Below are 14,794 nucleotides of genomic sequence, written 5' to 3' on the forward strand. Positions count from 1 at the left end.
GGACGATGCGCGACCCTTACGAATTCAAGCCGGAAGAGACGGACAAGATTACCGCGCGTTTCGGCGAACCGTTCTATGCCAAAATAAGTAGCGATCTCGGTACGTATGCGGACCTGTGGTCGCTGACTTCCCTTCAACTGATCCCTTCCTATTCCGCGAATATCGTCTTCCGCTGCCACTCGGCGCGTCATGGCCGTGCGGTGCTGAAGATCGGCAATCCGGCTTGGGGAGGAATCGCAGCGGAATATCTGGCGCTCAGCGAATATAAGGGCAGACGATTCTGCCAAGTCTTCGAGGCCGATATTGCGAATCAGGTCATGTTGGAAGCTTGCGTGGAGCCGGGCATACCGCTTCGGGATGAACCCGTGCTCGAGAATCGGCTAACGGTATTCAGTACCTTATATGAAGGACTGCACATCGCGCCGGATGAATCGGAGCGCTATCCGACCTATATCGGCTGGGTGCGCAGAATAACGGCCTACATGAGCACGCGGACAGACTTCGTCGAACTCTATCGGCATATGAGCAAGGCGGAGGAGATCTGTCTGTCCGTCGCCGCAGCCTATGGGCGGCAGCTGCTGCTGCATGGCGACTTCCACCACGATAATATACTGCAAGGCAGCGATGGGAACTACGTGCTGATCGACCCCAAAGGCGTCATTGGCGATCCGGTATTCGATGTGCCGCGATTTATCCTGAATGAGTTCGATGATGATCTCACGCCGCGGACCGGCGATCATATCAACGCCGTCATTGGCTCGCTGGAGGCGAAGCTCGACATTCCACAGCGGATCATTCGGCAATGCCTCTACGTCGAGACGACGATGGGCATGTGCTGGAGCGTCGAAGACGGCGCGGCGCCCGAAGAGCTGCCGAAGCTGCTGCGAACGGTTGAATTCGCCGAATCGTTGTTGGCGTAAATCTGCTCCGTAAGCGAAAGGAGTCTATGCGGATGGTGTTCAAATTCGGTAACCGCTCGGTGCAGGTGATCTAATCTGACAGCAGATTGGGCCGAGCGATAGTAATAGAAGATGCTGTCAGTCAGCTGCACCGAACCTCACATTTGGAACCATACATGAGAGGGGTACAGCCGTACATGATGAACAAGGAAAACGAGTTGAAGCAGCTTTGGCTGCAGGAGGCGCGGCGCACCTTCAGCGGGTGGGATTTTGCCCATATTGCCGCAAGAACGACGGAGCAGCCGCTGCCATGGGATTATCGTACCGCGGTGCAGGCGGCTATGTCGCCGAGCCGGCAGATACTGGATATGGGCACGGGCGGAGGAGAGTTTCTATTGTCCCTATCCCCGCCTCCGGGACGCACGTATGCCACCGAGTCCTATCCGCCGAACGTGATGCTATGCCAGGAACGGCTGCCGGCGCACGGGATCGAGATCAGGCAAGTATTCGATGACAACGAATTGCCATTCCCGGATGAAAGCTTCGATCTCGTCATCAATCGCCACGAATCTTATGCGGCCGAAGAGGTGTACCGGATTCTGAAGCCGGGTGGACGCTTCCTTACGCAGCAGGTCGGCGGGATGAACAATCGGGAGTTGGCCGGTTTCGTGCTGGGGAAGGAGACCGAGGCTTCGCCGATCGATCGCAAGTTCGGGCTGGACCAGAGCGCTGCGGCGCTTCAGCAAGCGGGCTTCACCATCCAAGAAGGCCATGAGTTTTTCCCGCTGCTTACCTTCCATGATGTCGGGGCGTTCGTTTATTTTGCGACCATCATCGAATGGGAGTTCCCCGGATTTACGGTCGAACGGTGCTTCCCGCAGCTGTTGGCACTGCAGGCGGTGACGGAGCGTAAGGGAGGCTTCACCTCCCGGGAGCATCGGTTCTTCCTTGTTGCGGGGAAGCAGCTTGCCAGTTAACAACAATTACATGTTGAAGAATATATGAAGAACCCTTCCGCCGCTTTTTCGTCATTCGATGAAAAAGCGGCTTTTTATGCGGAAAAGCGAAAACATTACCTTGATAAAATTGTTGTTTTTTTACATTCCATTAACGTTTGGAAAACACCGCAGTAATCTTTGCCTACTACAATGAAGTTGTTCAAAAAAATAGTAGGGAATCAGGAAGGGGAACTTGAAGTTGAAAAAAAGTATGATCGTATTGATGACGCTGATTGTCGCTTTCACTCTCGCAGCTTGTGGTAGTAAGAATAATGAAGGTAACAACGCCACGACGAATAATTCGACTACAACTAATAATACAGCAACCGAGGATAACACGACCGGTGGCAGCGCAGATCTGACCGGCACGCTTCTGGCAACAGGCTCGACAGCGCTTCAACCGCTGGTAGACCAAGTTTCGAAGAAGTTCATGGAGCAAAACCCAGGCGTATCCATCCAAGTACAAGGCGGCGGCAGCGGCACAGGCCTGACGCAAGTATCCGAAGGCGTAGCGCAAATCGGTAACTCCGACGTGTTCGCGGAAGAGAAACTCGATGCCGACAAAGCGAAAGAGCTTGTTGACCATCAAGTAGCGGTTGTCGCTATGGCAACTGTCGTGAATCCGGCGGTTACGGTAGAAGACCTGACGCAGCAGCAGCTGGTTGATATCTTCACAGGCAAAGTAACGAACTGGAAAGACCTTGGCGGCGAAGACCAAGCGATCCAAATCGTTAACCGTCCAGCAAGCTCCGGTACGCGCGCAACATTCGAGAAGTATGCGCTTGGCACGAAAACGGAAGACCTCCAAGGCTCGATCCAAGAGGATTCCTCCGGTACGGTTAAGAAACTCGTTGCTGAAACTCCGGGCGCTATCGGCTACCTTGCCCTGTCCTACCTGGACGACACCGTTAAGACCGTTAAATATGCAGGCGTAGAAGCAAAAGAAGAAAACATCGTAACTGGCGACTATCCGGTATGGGCTTACGAGCACATGTACACGAAGGGCGAGCCTGACGCGGCTGGCAAAGCATTCCTCGAGTTCATGATGAGCGACGAAGTTCAAAACGGCGACGTAGTTGAACTTGGCTACATCCCGGCGAACAAAATGCAAGTCAAACGCGATGTTGACGGCAACATCACGAAATAATAGCAAAACGAAAAGAGAGGCGGCGATCGCCTCTCTTTTTTATTGGTGGAGGCAGTCGGATAACCGGCTGCCTTATTCGCGCACATCCCGCAACTAACTCACGATTACGCCCGTCGGTAACTATAATAAGGAAAAAGGAGGGATATCATGCGAAATTTGGTGATGCTGCTCGTGACGGCGTTCATTGGCGTAAGCACGCTTCTGTTCGGCCTCGACACCGCGCATGCCGATTGGGCCCACCGGTTTGTCGTGAACGAGGGCAAGAAGTATATCGTGACCGATGAGCCGGTCGCCGCGGGCCTCGTCGGGGACCAAGTTGGCAAGGTGACGAAATATTCCGATCGGGAAGGGACGTATTCGGGGAACTTCTCGAACCATTTTCCAAAAGGGACGTCGTATTACGCGATTCGGGATCTAGGGCAGAAGGAAGCGATCGCCGTGAAAGCCGCTGACGGGACGTTCGTGAAAGCGACCTATGACGGCTATTACGCAGGCGCCGGCATCTGGTACGACTGGGTGAAGCTGCTGCTGTATGTCTTCGGCGCCATACTGCTTGCGACCGCCATCGTCGCTCACGTGAAGCGAAGGTAGGCAGTCGGCCATGATATCCGGGTTGTTAGAATGAGGAAGCGCACGCCAGCCAATGCGTAATTGAGCGATGATTTTTCTGCTAATCGTATGGGTTTTAATCTCGCCTGTTTCCGGTACAATTTTGAATAACGCCAATAAGCGAGATTGGATAGGAGAGGTGTATACGCGCAATGAAATATAACAACCCGGTTATTAAGGGCTTTTACCCGGACCCTAGCGTCTGCAAAGTAGGCGATACCTATTATCTCGTCTGCAGTTCGATGCAATACTTCCCCGGCGTGCCGATCTTCGAGAGCAAGGATCTGATCAACTGGACGCCGATCGGCCACTGCTTGACCCGGAAGAGCCAGATCCAGCTGGAGCGGGTGAACAGTTCGGGCGGCGTATTCGCTCCGACCATCCGGCATCACAACGGACGGTTCTACATGACGACGACCAACGATACGACGCGGCAAAATTTCTTCGTATGGACGGACGATATTTACGGAGAATGGTCCGAGCCGGTCTATGTGGACCAGGGCGGCATTGATCCCGATCTGTATTTTGAAGGCGATGACGCGTACTTCATGAGCAACGGGACGGACGACGAGGGCGTCGGCGGCATCGTGCAGTGCCGCATCGATATCGAGACCGGGCGCAAGCTCACCGCAAGCCGCTCGATCTGGCAAGGGACGGGCGGACGTTACCTCGAAGCTCCGCATCTGTATCTCATCAACGGCTGGTACTATCTGCTCGCTGCCGAGGGCGGCACCGAGTTCGGCCATATGGCTACGTATGCCCGGAGCCAGTCGCCGTCCGGCCCGTTCGAAGCGTATCCGCTCAACCCCGTATTGACCAATCGGAATCTGGGCGGCTATGAAGTCCAGGCGGTCGGTCATGGCGATCTCATTCAGGACGAAGCCGGGCATTGGTGGATGCTGCACTTAGGATTCCGCCAGATCGGCCAATGGGTGGCCTACCATCACCTCGGCCGCGAAGTATTCTTGACGCCGGTGACGTTCGGCGAGGACGGCTGGTTCACGGCGGGGCATGAGGGCACCACGCTGACCAGCTTCGAGACCGATCGAATTCCGGGCGATGTGACGCAGAACGAGAAGAAGAGCTATACGTTCGCGAACACGGAGCTGGAGAAGGAATGGTGCTATCTTCGTCATCCGCACGAGGAGAACTATACGTTCGAGGACAACAAGTTCACGCTGCGAGGAACGGCCGTTTCGCTGGACCAAGCGGATTCGCCGACCTTCATCGGCCTTCGCCAGCAGGATTTTAACGCGGTCATTGGTTGCGATGTACGCCTTACCGAAGCCGAAGCGGGCATCACGTTCTATATGGACGAGCATCATCATTACGACTTCGCGATCCGTCAAGCCGGCGATGGGTATGAGGTCATCAAGCGATTGAATGTCGGCGACGTAAAGTCGGTCGTGCAGGCGGTGGAAGTAGGGGACAACCAAGCTTCCCTCGTGATTGAAGCGAGCAACGCGGCATACCGGTTCGTTCTTCGCGCAGACGGCAAGGACATCGATCTGGGCACCGCGCAGACCAAGTATCTCTCCTCCGAGGTTGCGGGAGGGTTCACCGGCGTCATCATCGGCCTGTATGCGTACGGCGAAGGTGCCGTCGCCGAATTCACGAATTTCAATTGCGAATATCGCTAAATCTAGCATGTAAGGGAGGCAACCGGCCGCGAGGCATTCGGTTGCCTTTTCGTTAGCGGTGCGTATGCAGGCGGCCATAATCGGGGATAGCTGTTGCTAAAAAAGGGGCGTGAGAGCATGTTCAATACGACTGCAGCCCGGCTAGCGTCCTTGTTCGGACTAGCGGCATTTGTACTCACATTCGTGGGGTACATCTTATTCCAGCGTGAGATGCGAAGCATGGGGGAAGAGTTCGATGATTTGACGCCTTTTCTGTTCCCGGCGGCCATCCTTTCCCTCAGTTTTGCGGCAAGCCGGATTCTCCTGCTCGGCGTCCTGGCTTTGCTCTTCAGTCTGCCCAGCTTGATCTTTCTCGCCGGCGGCTTTCCTATTGCGGGGCTAGTGCCGCTATGTAACCTCTTCGCGATCCTGATGGCAATCGCTCAGACTGATGACCATCAACCATCACACTAAAATGCATTGCATCCCGGCACGCCGCGAGTTACGATTCTAGTAAATACATGATTGTGCTAGGAGAGTCGCTCATGACGAATATCGTTGCTGCGCCGTGGAGAGAAGTTCTCGCTGGCGACACGAACCATACCATTACCGGCGATGTCCGGATTATCGAAGCATTCCCGATTCCGCAGCTGCAGATCGAGCGCAGGGTGTGGATTTATTTGCCGAGGAGCTATAACGAAGGGGATCGCCGCTACCCGGTTCTCTATATGCACGATGGACAAAATGTGTTCAATCAAGCGACGTCGTGGGGGAGCGAGTGGGGCGTCGATGAGACACTTGAGCAGTTGGCGCTGGAGGATCCCGCGCTCGAGACGATCGTGGTCGCCATTGATCATGGCGGCAAGGAGCGCAACAACGAATATAACTTTACGATAAACGCGGAATATGGCTTCGGGGGCAAAGGCGAAGGATATGTCGGGTTCCTCGCGGATACGCTCAAGCCTTTTATCGACAGCCACTATCGGACGCTCCCAGAGCCGGAGCTTACGATGATCGGCGGAAGCTCGTTCGGGGCCTACATCTCGCTGTACGCGGCCATTCGCTATCCGGAACATTTTGGCCGGGTGAGCGGGATTTCGTTCGTCATGTGGCACGATGGCGGAGCGATCATCGAATTGATCCGGCAGTCGTCGCTATCCCCAGCGCTGCGCTTTTACCTGAGTATCGGAGGACTGGAGACCGACAACCCCGACTTCAACCGGACCGCGCGCGAGCATGTCGAGCTGGCCCGCCAGACGCTGATCGCAGCTGGGGTGCCGGAGAGTCGTATTCAATTCAAAGTCGTTCCGGAAGGTACGCATCAGGAATCCACGTGGAGCGTGTTATTCCCCGAATCGCATCGTTGGCTGCTGCAGCCTTAGATTCCGTCACGCTGACAAGCAGGACGTAAGCGCACGCAACCTAGCCGTTGCCAGACCACGATACCGCCATACGCCAAAAGCCGCACATCCACTGGATCTGCGGCTTTTGTCTTTTTCCTTTATCGCCAAGCTGCCTATTAACGCAACCGATACACCCTCGCCTCATAGGGACGCAGCGACAGCTCCATGATCTCCCATTCCGGCTGTACCTCATAGTTGCTCACCATCACGTCCCGATGCTCATGGGCGAGATGCTCCGGCAGCGCCAGCCACGAATCGATCGCCGTCATATTCAGCAGAATGAGCCATCGCTCGCCGCTCGCCGCTTCTCTCGTATAGGCATAGATATGCTCGTGCCAGTCGGCAAACGCTTCGTATTTGCCATATACGAGCACCTCCGGGTGCTGCTTGCGGAGCGTGATGAGCCGCCGGTAATAGTGGTAGATCGAGTCCGAATCCCGAACCGCCTGCTCCGCATTAATGTCGACGTAGTTCGGATTGACGCCGATCCAAGGCTGACCGGTCGTGAAGCCCGCGTTCTCTTCCCGGTTCCATTGCATCGGCGTTCTTGCGTTATCCCGGCTTTTGCGCTGAATGGCTTCCAACATCCGCCCGGCATCGCCGCCGCCTCCATCGACGAATGCCCGGTAGGCGTTCAGCGACGCCACATCGCGGTAATCCGTAATCGCGGGGAACGCCACGTTCGTCATGCCGATTTCTTCCCCCTGGTAAATATAAGGGGTTCCCTTAAGCGTATGCAGCATCGTGGCGAGCATCGTCGCCGAAGCCCGGCGGTGCACCTGATCGTCGCCGAAGCGGGAGACGGCGCGCGGCTGGTCGTGATTGTTCAAGTAGAGGCTGTTCCAACCTTGATCGGCAAGCCCGAGCTGCCAACGGTGGAAGATCGCCTTCAACGCCTTTGGCGACCAGTCGGTGCGGAACCAGTCCGTGCCCCCGCCGTCGATATCGACATGCTCGAATTGGAACACCATGTTCATGCCGTAGCGCGGATCTCCCGTGTAGAGCCGGGCTTGCTCGACGGTTACGCCGGGCATCTCGCCTACGGTCAAGAGAGGCCCGCCATTGCCGCGCGCGAGCACCTCCGCATTCATTTCTTCCAGAAATTCAAGGAACCGCGGCCCGCTGACAAAATGCTGTCCGCCCCACACATAACGCGCTCCATCATATACCTCGCCATCCGGCATCGCCGCCGCCTTGGAGATATAGTTGATGACGTCCATCCGGAACCCGTCGATGCCCAGGGCAATCCACCACCGCATCATCTCGTAGAGCGATTGGCGGACCTTCCCGTTGCTCCAATTGAGGTCCGGCTGCTTGCGCGAGAACAGGTGCAGATAGTATTGCTGCGTCCCTTCGTCGTACTCCCAAGCCGAGCCGCCGAACACGGATACCCAGTTGTTCGGTTCCGATCCGTCCGGCTTGCCGTCCCGCCAGTAATAGAAGTCGCGGTACGGATTATCGCGCGAGGAACGGGATGCTTCGAACCAGGGATGCTCATCCGACGTGTGATTGATGACCAGATCCATCACCAGCTTCATTCCGCGGGCATGGAGGCCGTCGCGCAGCAAGCACCAATCCTCCATCGTGCCGAATTCGGCGGCGATCTCTTGATAATGGCTGATATCGTAACCGTTATCGTCGAAGGGAGAGCGGTAGATCGGGCTGAGCCAGATCACGTCTACGCCCAGCTGCTTGAGATAGTCCAGCTTACTGATGATGCCTTGCAGATCGCCGATTCCGTCGCCGTTCGAATCTTTGAAACTGCGGGGATAGATTTGATAGACGATGGCTTCTTGCCAAGAACTGGATCCCTCATTCATGTGCTCCATCTCACCTTCCGGGTACAATTAATGTTAGTTTACAGCGATTGTGGAGGAATTAACCTTCCTGGAATAAAAGAAAGCGGTAACGCTTGTCTTACCCGCTGTCAGTGTGGTTTTACGAAGACGGGGAAATTTTTGATAATCTCTTGATACATAATTACGCAATCGTCCGTCTTTCTTATAGCTGCAGCCGAAAGGAGGCTTTATGTGAATGGAATTTCCGGAATCCGAAGCATTTCGAACCGCATTTTTTGAGCATTATCCGATCGTTAGACGCAAGCTGGTTGCCCTCGTTCGCGACGAAGCCGCCGCCGATGACTTGGCCCAGGATGTATTCATAAAGCTGTACCGCAATCCGCCGGACGACCCGGCCGCGCTCGGCGCTTGGCTGCACCGCGTGCTGACGCGAGTAGGTTACGACTATTTGGACGCGATCGCCCGGCAAAGGAAGCTGCAGAGCAAGCAAGAGCAGCTGCATGAAGGCGCGTCCGCGCACGCTTCGGGCGAAGAAGAGCTGATGCGCCGCCTGGAGCAGGAGGAGGTGCGGGAGTGGCTGGACCAGCTCCCTGAGCGAGACCGGCAGGTACTGCTGCTGCGTTATTCAGGCTACAGCTATGCCGAGATCGCCGAGGAGTTGAATGTCCGTCCGCCGGTTGTCGGCACGCTGCTCAGCCGGGCTACCGAGCGGCTTCGGCAACGGGCCGCGCAGACCGTCACTCACGAGCCGGCAAGAAGCTAAGGATGAACCATAACCAGACAATCAGATAGAGACGAGAGCTTAACAGCTTACAGGAGTTATGAAGGAGGTTATTCGCCGATGTCGAGCAATCCCATCGATAACAAGGAAGAACAAGCACGGACAGCCGAAGCGTGGAAGAAGCTGCAGGCGAAACTGACGGCCGAGCCGATGAGCCCGAAGTGGGCGGACTGGCCGGCTGCGAAACAAGAGGAGGCTATTCCTATGCATGTGCAAAATAGAGAACATCGTCAGGCAACGCCTGAGACGAATATGAACGAGCGGTCTGAACCGGTTGCGAGCGCAGACGCGCCGCAGCGGCGTGCTCCACGCCGCAAGTGGAGCGGACGCCGCCGCTTCGGCGCCGTGGCTGCCGCCTGCGTCATCTTCGGCGTCGTGGCGTCGACGCCGCTTGGCGACAAGGCGCTTGCCGCGATTCTCGACCAGTTCCGGATGCAGGACGTAACGGTTGTGCAGGAGGAGGATCTGCGCAGCATGTACCAGGTGTTCACCGATGACCAAAGCTTGAGAGAAAGCATGAATAAATACGGAGAGTTCACCGTTGAGCGGGGCAAGACGGAGGGAGAGTATACGCCGGCTGAGGCAGCCAAGCAGCTGGGCTACGATCTGATTCATAAGGAGCTGCTGCCCGCGAATGCGAAGGTGTACGTCTCGCCTTCGGAGACGATGACCTTCAAGCTGAACGTGAGCGAGGTCAATCAGACGCTGAAGCGTCTAGGCGCGACTGCCCTGCTGCCGGAATCCGTCGACGGCAAGCCGATTACGCTCACCGTGCCGGAGCAGGTGCAATTCAATTTGAACGGGGCGGATTCGAACGAGTGGGCGTATCTGTCGCAGCTGAAGGTGCCTTTCGTCAAGGTCGATCCGTCCATTGACGTCGAAGAGGCTATCGAAGCGGTCATGAACTTCCCGCTGCTGCCGGATTATTTGAAGGAGAACCTGAAACGCAGCCGCATTCTCGCGGGCACGATCCCGATGCCTGTCATTACGGGAGATGCGAAATCGGAGAAGCTTACCGTCGGTGAGCATACGGTTGTCGTGGAAGAGTTTAATTATGGCGATAATAACACGCGCTACCGTGCCACATGGATTCAAGACGACCAGCTGATTTCCTTCGAGGGCGGCGAACGTTACATGGAGAAAGACGCGTTCCTGAGCAAGCTGAAGGAGCTGGCGGCATGACGGTAGCGGCTATCGAAGCCCGCGGGCTGACCAAGCAATACGATAATGGCCGGGGCTGCCGCGACGTTACGATTCAAGTCGGGAAAGGGGAAGCCTTCGGCTTCCTCGGCCCTAACGGCGCGGGCAAGAGCACGTTCGTCAAAATGCTCGTGGGCCTCATCACCCCGACAAGCGGCACCGCCAATCTGCTCGGAGAACCGATCGGCACGCTCGCCTCGAAGCGGTTAATCGGCTATCTGCCGGAGCTGTACCGGTATCAGGAATGGCTGAGCGGCGAAGAGGTCGTGCGGCTGCATGCGAAGCTGTGCGGCGTCGACCGCAGCGTGGCCCGTCATCGCATCCCGCAGCTGTTGGAGGAGGTCGGCATCGGACGGCGCGGCAGCGACCGCGTCAAGCATTATTCCAAAGGGATGCAGCAGCGGCTCGGCTTGGCATGCGCGCTCGTAGGCGACCCGCCGATCGTGTTCCTCGACGAGCCGTCCTCTGCGCTCGATCCGATCGGCAGACGCGAGGTACGCCGTATTCTGGAGCGGCTGAAGGCGCAAGGCAAAACGATATTTCTCAACTCCCATCTGCTCGAGGACGTCGAGGCGCTGTGCGACCGGATGGCCCTGCTCAATAACGGACAGATTCTCCGCCATGGCCAAGTGTCGGAGGTACTGCAGACGCGAACCCGCTGGCGTTTTAAAGTCGGCGGCTTCACGCCTTTTTTGCTTTCCTGGCTGAACGATACGACGGGGCTGGCCATTACGCTAGCGGAGGGCGCTGCCGCTTCAGCTGGCGCAGCCTCAGGTCTATCGGCTTGCTGGCTGGAGGCGGAATTGGAGGATGAGGAGCAGGTCGGCTGGATTAATTCGCTGATCGTGCAGCAGGGCATGACGCTCTATGAGGTGACGAGCGTGAGGGAGCGCCTCGAGGAATGGTTCATGAATGCGGTCTCGGGCCTCGAGCATAGGGGGGAACGCGGATGACGACGATTTTGGTGATGACCTGGAAGGAGCTGCTCCGCAAGCGGGTCATGCTGCTTACTTTGATGATGACCGCATTGTTCCTGCTCGCATTCTGGTTCGTGGCGGATACGCTAAGCCTGGATATTCCGGAGGACCCGATGAGCGGCGATTACTTGATCGAGCAATTCTCCAGAGGATCGTTCATCCTGATGCTCGGCTTCTTCTTCGGCTCTTTCGTCGTGGCGTTCTTGTCCATCTTCAGCAGTTTCTCCGTGATTGCCGGCGAAGCCGAGCAAGGCGTCATGCAGGCGCTGATGCCGCGTCCGATCCCGCGCTCCCAGTGGTATCTGGGCCGCTGGCTCGGCTATGTCTCGCTAGGCGTGCTCTATGCGCTGCTGTTGTTCAGCGCCATCCTGCTGGTGACCGACGTGCATTCCAACGTGCCGCGGGACTTCGGGGCGCTGATGAAGTCCTATCTGCTGTTCGCCTCGACGGTGCCGATGCTGATCTCGGTGGCGATGCTCGGCTCGGGCATATTCTCCGCGCTCGGCAACGGCGTCTTCATGACGATGCTGTACGGCGCAGGCTGGCTGGGCGGCATGATCGACAAAGTCAGCGGATCGCTCGGTCTGGATGAACTCGTCCTGAAGCCGCTTAATAATATTACCGGCATCATCTCGCTCATCATGCCGTCGGATTCCATCCAACGGCGCATGCTCTCGGAGCTGTTCAGCTACGACGAGATGGATGGCCTGGTCAACTTCTCTTCGTCCTTCAATCTGTTCTCGCTGGACCGAATTCCGTCCAACTCGTTCCTCGTCTATGCCGCGATCTACACGGTCGCCGCGTTCGTGCTGGGCATGCTGCGCTTCAGGCGCAAGGACTTGTAAAATGTATAGGAATATAGAATATCTGGCCATCCCCCTGTCATCGCAGATGATAGGGGGACGGTTTTTGTTTTGTTTGCGCAAAAAAACGTAAAGCGTGTCCACAAAGTGGACGTCAAGCGAGAGCCAGCATGCAGCCAACATAGGTGCTCCCACGTATCAGGTCTGCTCCCGAGGCAGCAAAGTCGCGAACGAAGCTCGAAAAAGAGCTTTGTCCATCCAACGGAATGGAGCATGTCCAAAGGACATGCTCCGGCAATCCGCAAAGGACAACGCGAGCCCCGCATGAAAGGACAGATCGAAGACGGCCGCGTATCTGTCACGCCAATTACGGGTGTCCAGAGGGCCGTGGCCCTTGGTTCCCCTCGGCGGAGGGGGAAGGGGCGAGGGGTAAAAGGTCTTAAAAAAAAATTAGCGGGTTACTGAGGGCGGACAGCCCTTACTCGCCCATGCGAATATTTTTCCTAGGACAAGGGTAAAAAGGAGGGAGTACAATATCGTCAGGAATTCCCTGACCGAAGGAGCGAACGGCCTGATATGGAATTATTTTTAACCGTGTTAGCCATGCTGGTGCTGATCGGCGTGTCGGACATCGTTCATCGTTTCTTGCCATTCATCCCGGTGCCGCTCATCCAGATCGTCATGGGGGCGCTCGGCTCCCTGCTTCCGGGAGGCATCCACATTGAACTGGAACCGGAAGTATTCTTCCTGCTGTTCATTGCGCCGCTCTTGTTCTACGACGGCAAAAGGACGCCCCGCGAGGACTTGTGGAACCTGCGCGCGCCGATATTGCTGCTCGCGTTGGGACTCGTATTCGTAACGGTGCTAGTGGCCGGCTATACGATCCACTGGCTGATCCCCGCTTTGTCGCTGCCGGCGTCATTCGCCCTGGCGGCAATCTTGTCGCCGACGGATGCGGTGGCCGTCAGCTCGATGGCCAAGAAGACGCCGTTGCCGAAGCGAATTCTGCGCTTGCTCGAAGGCGAGGCGCTGATGAATGACGCCTCGGGCCTCGTCGCCTTCAAATTCGCGATCGCGGCGGCGATCACCGGCCAATTCTCGCTGCCGCGCGCAGCGGGCAGCTTCCTGCTCATCGCGGCGGGAGGGCTGCTGATCGGCGCTATCGTGGGCTATCTGCTCATTCAGATCGGCGTCTTCATTCGCAAGCTCGGGATGGAAGACGTCACGACGCATATGCTGCTGCAGTTGTTAACGCCGTTTATTATTTTCCTCATTGCCGAACATTGGGGCCTCTCCGGCATTCTGGCGGTGGTGGCCGGCGGCGTCATTCATGCGATCGAACGCGACCGGACCGCCTCGCCGGATTTCAAACTGAAGGTCGTGTCGACGAGCACGTGGTCGGTCGTGATTTTCGTTTTGAACGGACTGGTATTCGTTATTCTGGGAGCGTTGATTCCCGAGGTCATGCACAAGATCTTCGAAAGCGAGGCATTCGATAACAAGGTTGTGCTTGGCTATGTGGCCATCATTACGGTCGTACTGATTACGATTCGTTTCTTGTGGCTGTACCTGATCTCGCGACGCCAATCGCCGGTCAAAGACTTGTTCGTCACGGCCATCTCCGGCGTGCGCGGCGCGGTTACGCTGGTCGGCGCCTTGTCGATTCCGCTTGTGATGTCCAGCGGGGAACCCTTTCCGCAGCGGGATTTGATGATTTTCCTCGCAGCCGGCGTCATCCTGTTCTCCTTGATCATCGCGAGCATCCTCCTGCCGATCCTTATGCGAGGAAGCGAGAAGGAGACGGCTGAGAGTCGGGAGACGACGCTTAAGGAAGCCATGATTCACGCCGCGCTCAAACGGTTGCGGATGATGAATGGCCCGGATGCGGACAAGTCCGAGGTGATCGGAAGCTTCCTCAATTGCGTGAAGGAGGTTAACAAGCAGAAGCAGTGGGCGGATAACGGGCTGCGCAAGCAGGAGGCCGAGATTCGCATGCTGGGCATGCGCGCGGAGCGGGAGGAATTGGAACGTCTCATGGAGAATGGAGAGATCAGCGAAGAGTTGGCGGCCAAGCTGACCGGGCTGCTCGACCGGATGGAGTCGCTGCTGGCCGGCAGGCTCGCGGCGCCGCTGCAGCAATCCTGGACGGAAGTAAGAAGGCTGCTCTCCCGCCTGTTCTCGGAATCCGGGATGACGGCCGAAGGCAAGAGCAGATCCGAGGTGCTGACGATGATGGATGCCCGGCTGCGTATGGCGGAGGCGGCGATCCAAGCCATCACGCCGCGTATCAACGACCGGAACGAACGGGCTGCCCAGGTCGTCATTGCCCACTATGAGCTGCTGATCGCAAGGCTTCGCCAAGCGAAACCGGGATCTCCAATGCTGGAGGAGGACGACCGACGCATCGACCAGCAGATGGAAGCCGTGGAAGAGCAGCGCAACTACGTCGAGGGTCTGGTCAGCCGCGGCGAGATCAACCGCAAGCTGGCCGTTCAGCTGCGCAGGTTCGTTAACGAGCTGGAGACCGCTATTTTAGAGGATTAACGGTTCATGCCGTTA

At 56.9% G+C, this 14,794-nt stretch carries 13 protein-coding genes; 12 read left to right on the forward strand and 1 reads right to left on the reverse strand.

From position 1 onward, the window contains the following. Nucleotides 1–5: 5 nt before the first annotated feature. The 7 genes from FHS18_RS19325 to FHS18_RS19355 all read left to right on the forward strand — a co-directional run bounded on the left by FHS18_RS19325 (nucleotide 6) and on the right by FHS18_RS19355 (nucleotide 6,654). Nucleotides 6–920, forward strand: coding sequence for an aminoglycoside phosphotransferase family protein (locus tag FHS18_RS19325; protein ID WP_183601730.1), 915 nt, complete (start codon nucleotides 6–8; stop codon nucleotides 918–920). Nucleotides 921–1,096: 176 nt separating this feature from the next. Continuing rightward, nucleotides 1,097–1,876 carry a class I SAM-dependent methyltransferase gene (locus FHS18_RS19330; RefSeq protein ID WP_246427773.1) on the forward strand — a complete coding sequence of 260 codons (780 nt, stop codon included), beginning with the start codon at nucleotides 1,097–1,099 and terminating at the stop codon, nucleotides 1,874–1,876. 232 nt (nucleotides 1,877–2,108) lie between these two features. Beyond that, on the forward strand, nucleotides 2,109–3,044 hold the full coding sequence (locus tag FHS18_RS19335) for a phosphate ABC transporter substrate-binding protein (RefSeq protein WP_183601851.1): 936 nt from the start codon (nucleotides 2,109–2,111) through the stop codon (nucleotides 3,042–3,044). 147 nt (nucleotides 3,045–3,191) lie between these two features. Further along, complete coding sequence (locus tag FHS18_RS19340) at nucleotides 3,192–3,635, forward strand: hypothetical protein (protein ID WP_246427774.1); 444 nt, start codon at nucleotides 3,192–3,194, stop codon at nucleotides 3,633–3,635. 170 nt (nucleotides 3,636–3,805) lie between these two features. Next, nucleotides 3,806–5,293, forward strand: coding sequence for a glycoside hydrolase family 43 protein (locus tag FHS18_RS19345; protein WP_183601731.1), 1,488 nt, complete (start codon nucleotides 3,806–3,808; stop codon nucleotides 5,291–5,293). Nucleotides 5,294–5,410: 117 nt separating this feature from the next. Continuing rightward, a complete protein-coding gene (locus FHS18_RS19350) occupies nucleotides 5,411–5,746 on the forward strand; it encodes a hypothetical protein (protein WP_183601732.1) in 336 nt (111 codons plus the stop codon). 71 nt (nucleotides 5,747–5,817) lie between these two features. Further along, nucleotides 5,818–6,654 (forward strand): alpha/beta hydrolase, encoded by an 837-nt coding sequence (locus FHS18_RS19355; protein WP_183601733.1) that lies wholly within the window; start codon nucleotides 5,818–5,820, stop codon nucleotides 6,652–6,654. Between the two features lie 137 nt (nucleotides 6,655–6,791). On the opposite strand, the gene FHS18_RS19360 is transcribed toward FHS18_RS19355, so the two are convergent. Then, nucleotides 6,792–8,495: an alpha-glucosidase gene (locus FHS18_RS19360; RefSeq protein WP_183601734.1), complete on the reverse strand. Its 1,704-nt coding sequence runs from the start codon at nucleotides 8,493–8,495 to the stop codon at nucleotides 6,792–6,794. Nucleotides 8,496–8,709: 214 nt separating this feature from the next. Between FHS18_RS19360 and FHS18_RS19365 the strand changes: the two genes are divergently transcribed. The 5 genes from FHS18_RS19365 (at nucleotide 8,710) to FHS18_RS19385 (ending at nucleotide 14,779) form a co-directional block, all read left to right on the forward strand. Beyond that, nucleotides 8,710–9,237 (forward strand): sigma-70 family RNA polymerase sigma factor, encoded by a 528-nt coding sequence (locus tag FHS18_RS19365; protein ID WP_183601735.1) that lies wholly within the window; start codon nucleotides 8,710–8,712, stop codon nucleotides 9,235–9,237. Nucleotides 9,238–9,315: 78 nt separating this feature from the next. Continuing rightward, on the forward strand, nucleotides 9,316–10,437 hold the full coding sequence (locus FHS18_RS19370) for a hypothetical protein (RefSeq protein WP_183601736.1): 1,122 nt from the start codon (nucleotides 9,316–9,318) through the stop codon (nucleotides 10,435–10,437). Further along, nucleotides 10,434–11,408, forward strand: a complete 975-nt coding sequence (locus FHS18_RS19375; protein ID WP_183601737.1) for an ABC transporter ATP-binding protein — start codon at nucleotides 10,434–10,436, stop codon at nucleotides 11,406–11,408. The genes FHS18_RS19370 and FHS18_RS19375 overlap by 4 nt, the downstream gene beginning before the upstream one ends. Continuing rightward, nucleotides 11,405–12,277 (forward strand): ABC transporter permease, encoded by an 873-nt coding sequence (locus FHS18_RS19380; RefSeq protein ID WP_183601738.1) that lies wholly within the window; start codon nucleotides 11,405–11,407, stop codon nucleotides 12,275–12,277. Before FHS18_RS19375 ends, FHS18_RS19380 begins: the two co-directional genes overlap by 4 nt. Before the next feature lie 534 nt (nucleotides 12,278–12,811). Continuing rightward, on the forward strand, nucleotides 12,812–14,779 hold the full coding sequence (locus tag FHS18_RS19385; protein WP_183601739.1) for a Na+/H+ antiporter: 1,968 nt from the start codon (nucleotides 12,812–12,814) through the stop codon (nucleotides 14,777–14,779). Nucleotides 14,780–14,794: the final 15 nt, after the last annotated feature.

Source organism: Paenibacillus phyllosphaerae (genome assembly GCF_014192105.1).
Classification (GTDB): Bacteria; Bacillota; Bacilli; order Paenibacillales; family Paenibacillaceae; genus Paenibacillus_Z; species Paenibacillus_Z phyllosphaerae.

Coding starts and splice junctions, on each gene's coding strand:
- FHS18_RS19325 (WP_183601730.1), top strand. CDS start 6: ATGCGCGACCCTTACGAATTCAAGCCGGAAGAGACGGACAAGATTACC.
- FHS18_RS19330 (WP_246427773.1), top strand. CDS start 1,097: ATGATGAACAAGGAAAACGAGTTGAAGCAGCTTTGGCTGCAGGAGGCG.
- FHS18_RS19335 (WP_183601851.1), top strand. CDS start 2,109: ATGATCGTATTGATGACGCTGATTGTCGCTTTCACTCTCGCAGCTTGT.
- FHS18_RS19340 (WP_246427774.1), top strand. CDS start 3,192: ATGCGAAATTTGGTGATGCTGCTCGTGACGGCGTTCATTGGCGTAAGC.
- FHS18_RS19345 (WP_183601731.1), top strand. CDS start 3,806: ATGAAATATAACAACCCGGTTATTAAGGGCTTTTACCCGGACCCTAGC.
- FHS18_RS19350 (WP_183601732.1), top strand. CDS start 5,411: ATGTTCAATACGACTGCAGCCCGGCTAGCGTCCTTGTTCGGACTAGCG.
- FHS18_RS19355 (WP_183601733.1), top strand. CDS start 5,818: ATGACGAATATCGTTGCTGCGCCGTGGAGAGAAGTTCTCGCTGGCGAC.
- FHS18_RS19360 (WP_183601734.1), bottom strand. CDS start 8,495: ATGAATGAGGGATCCAGTTCTTGGCAAGAAGCCATCGTCTATCAAATC.
- FHS18_RS19365 (WP_183601735.1), top strand. CDS start 8,710: ATGGAATTTCCGGAATCCGAAGCATTTCGAACCGCATTTTTTGAGCAT.
- FHS18_RS19370 (WP_183601736.1), top strand. CDS start 9,316: ATGTCGAGCAATCCCATCGATAACAAGGAAGAACAAGCACGGACAGCC.
- FHS18_RS19375 (WP_183601737.1), top strand. CDS start 10,434: ATGACGGTAGCGGCTATCGAAGCCCGCGGGCTGACCAAGCAATACGAT.
- FHS18_RS19380 (WP_183601738.1), top strand. CDS start 11,405: ATGACGACGATTTTGGTGATGACCTGGAAGGAGCTGCTCCGCAAGCGG.
- FHS18_RS19385 (WP_183601739.1), top strand. CDS start 12,812: ATGGAATTATTTTTAACCGTGTTAGCCATGCTGGTGCTGATCGGCGTG.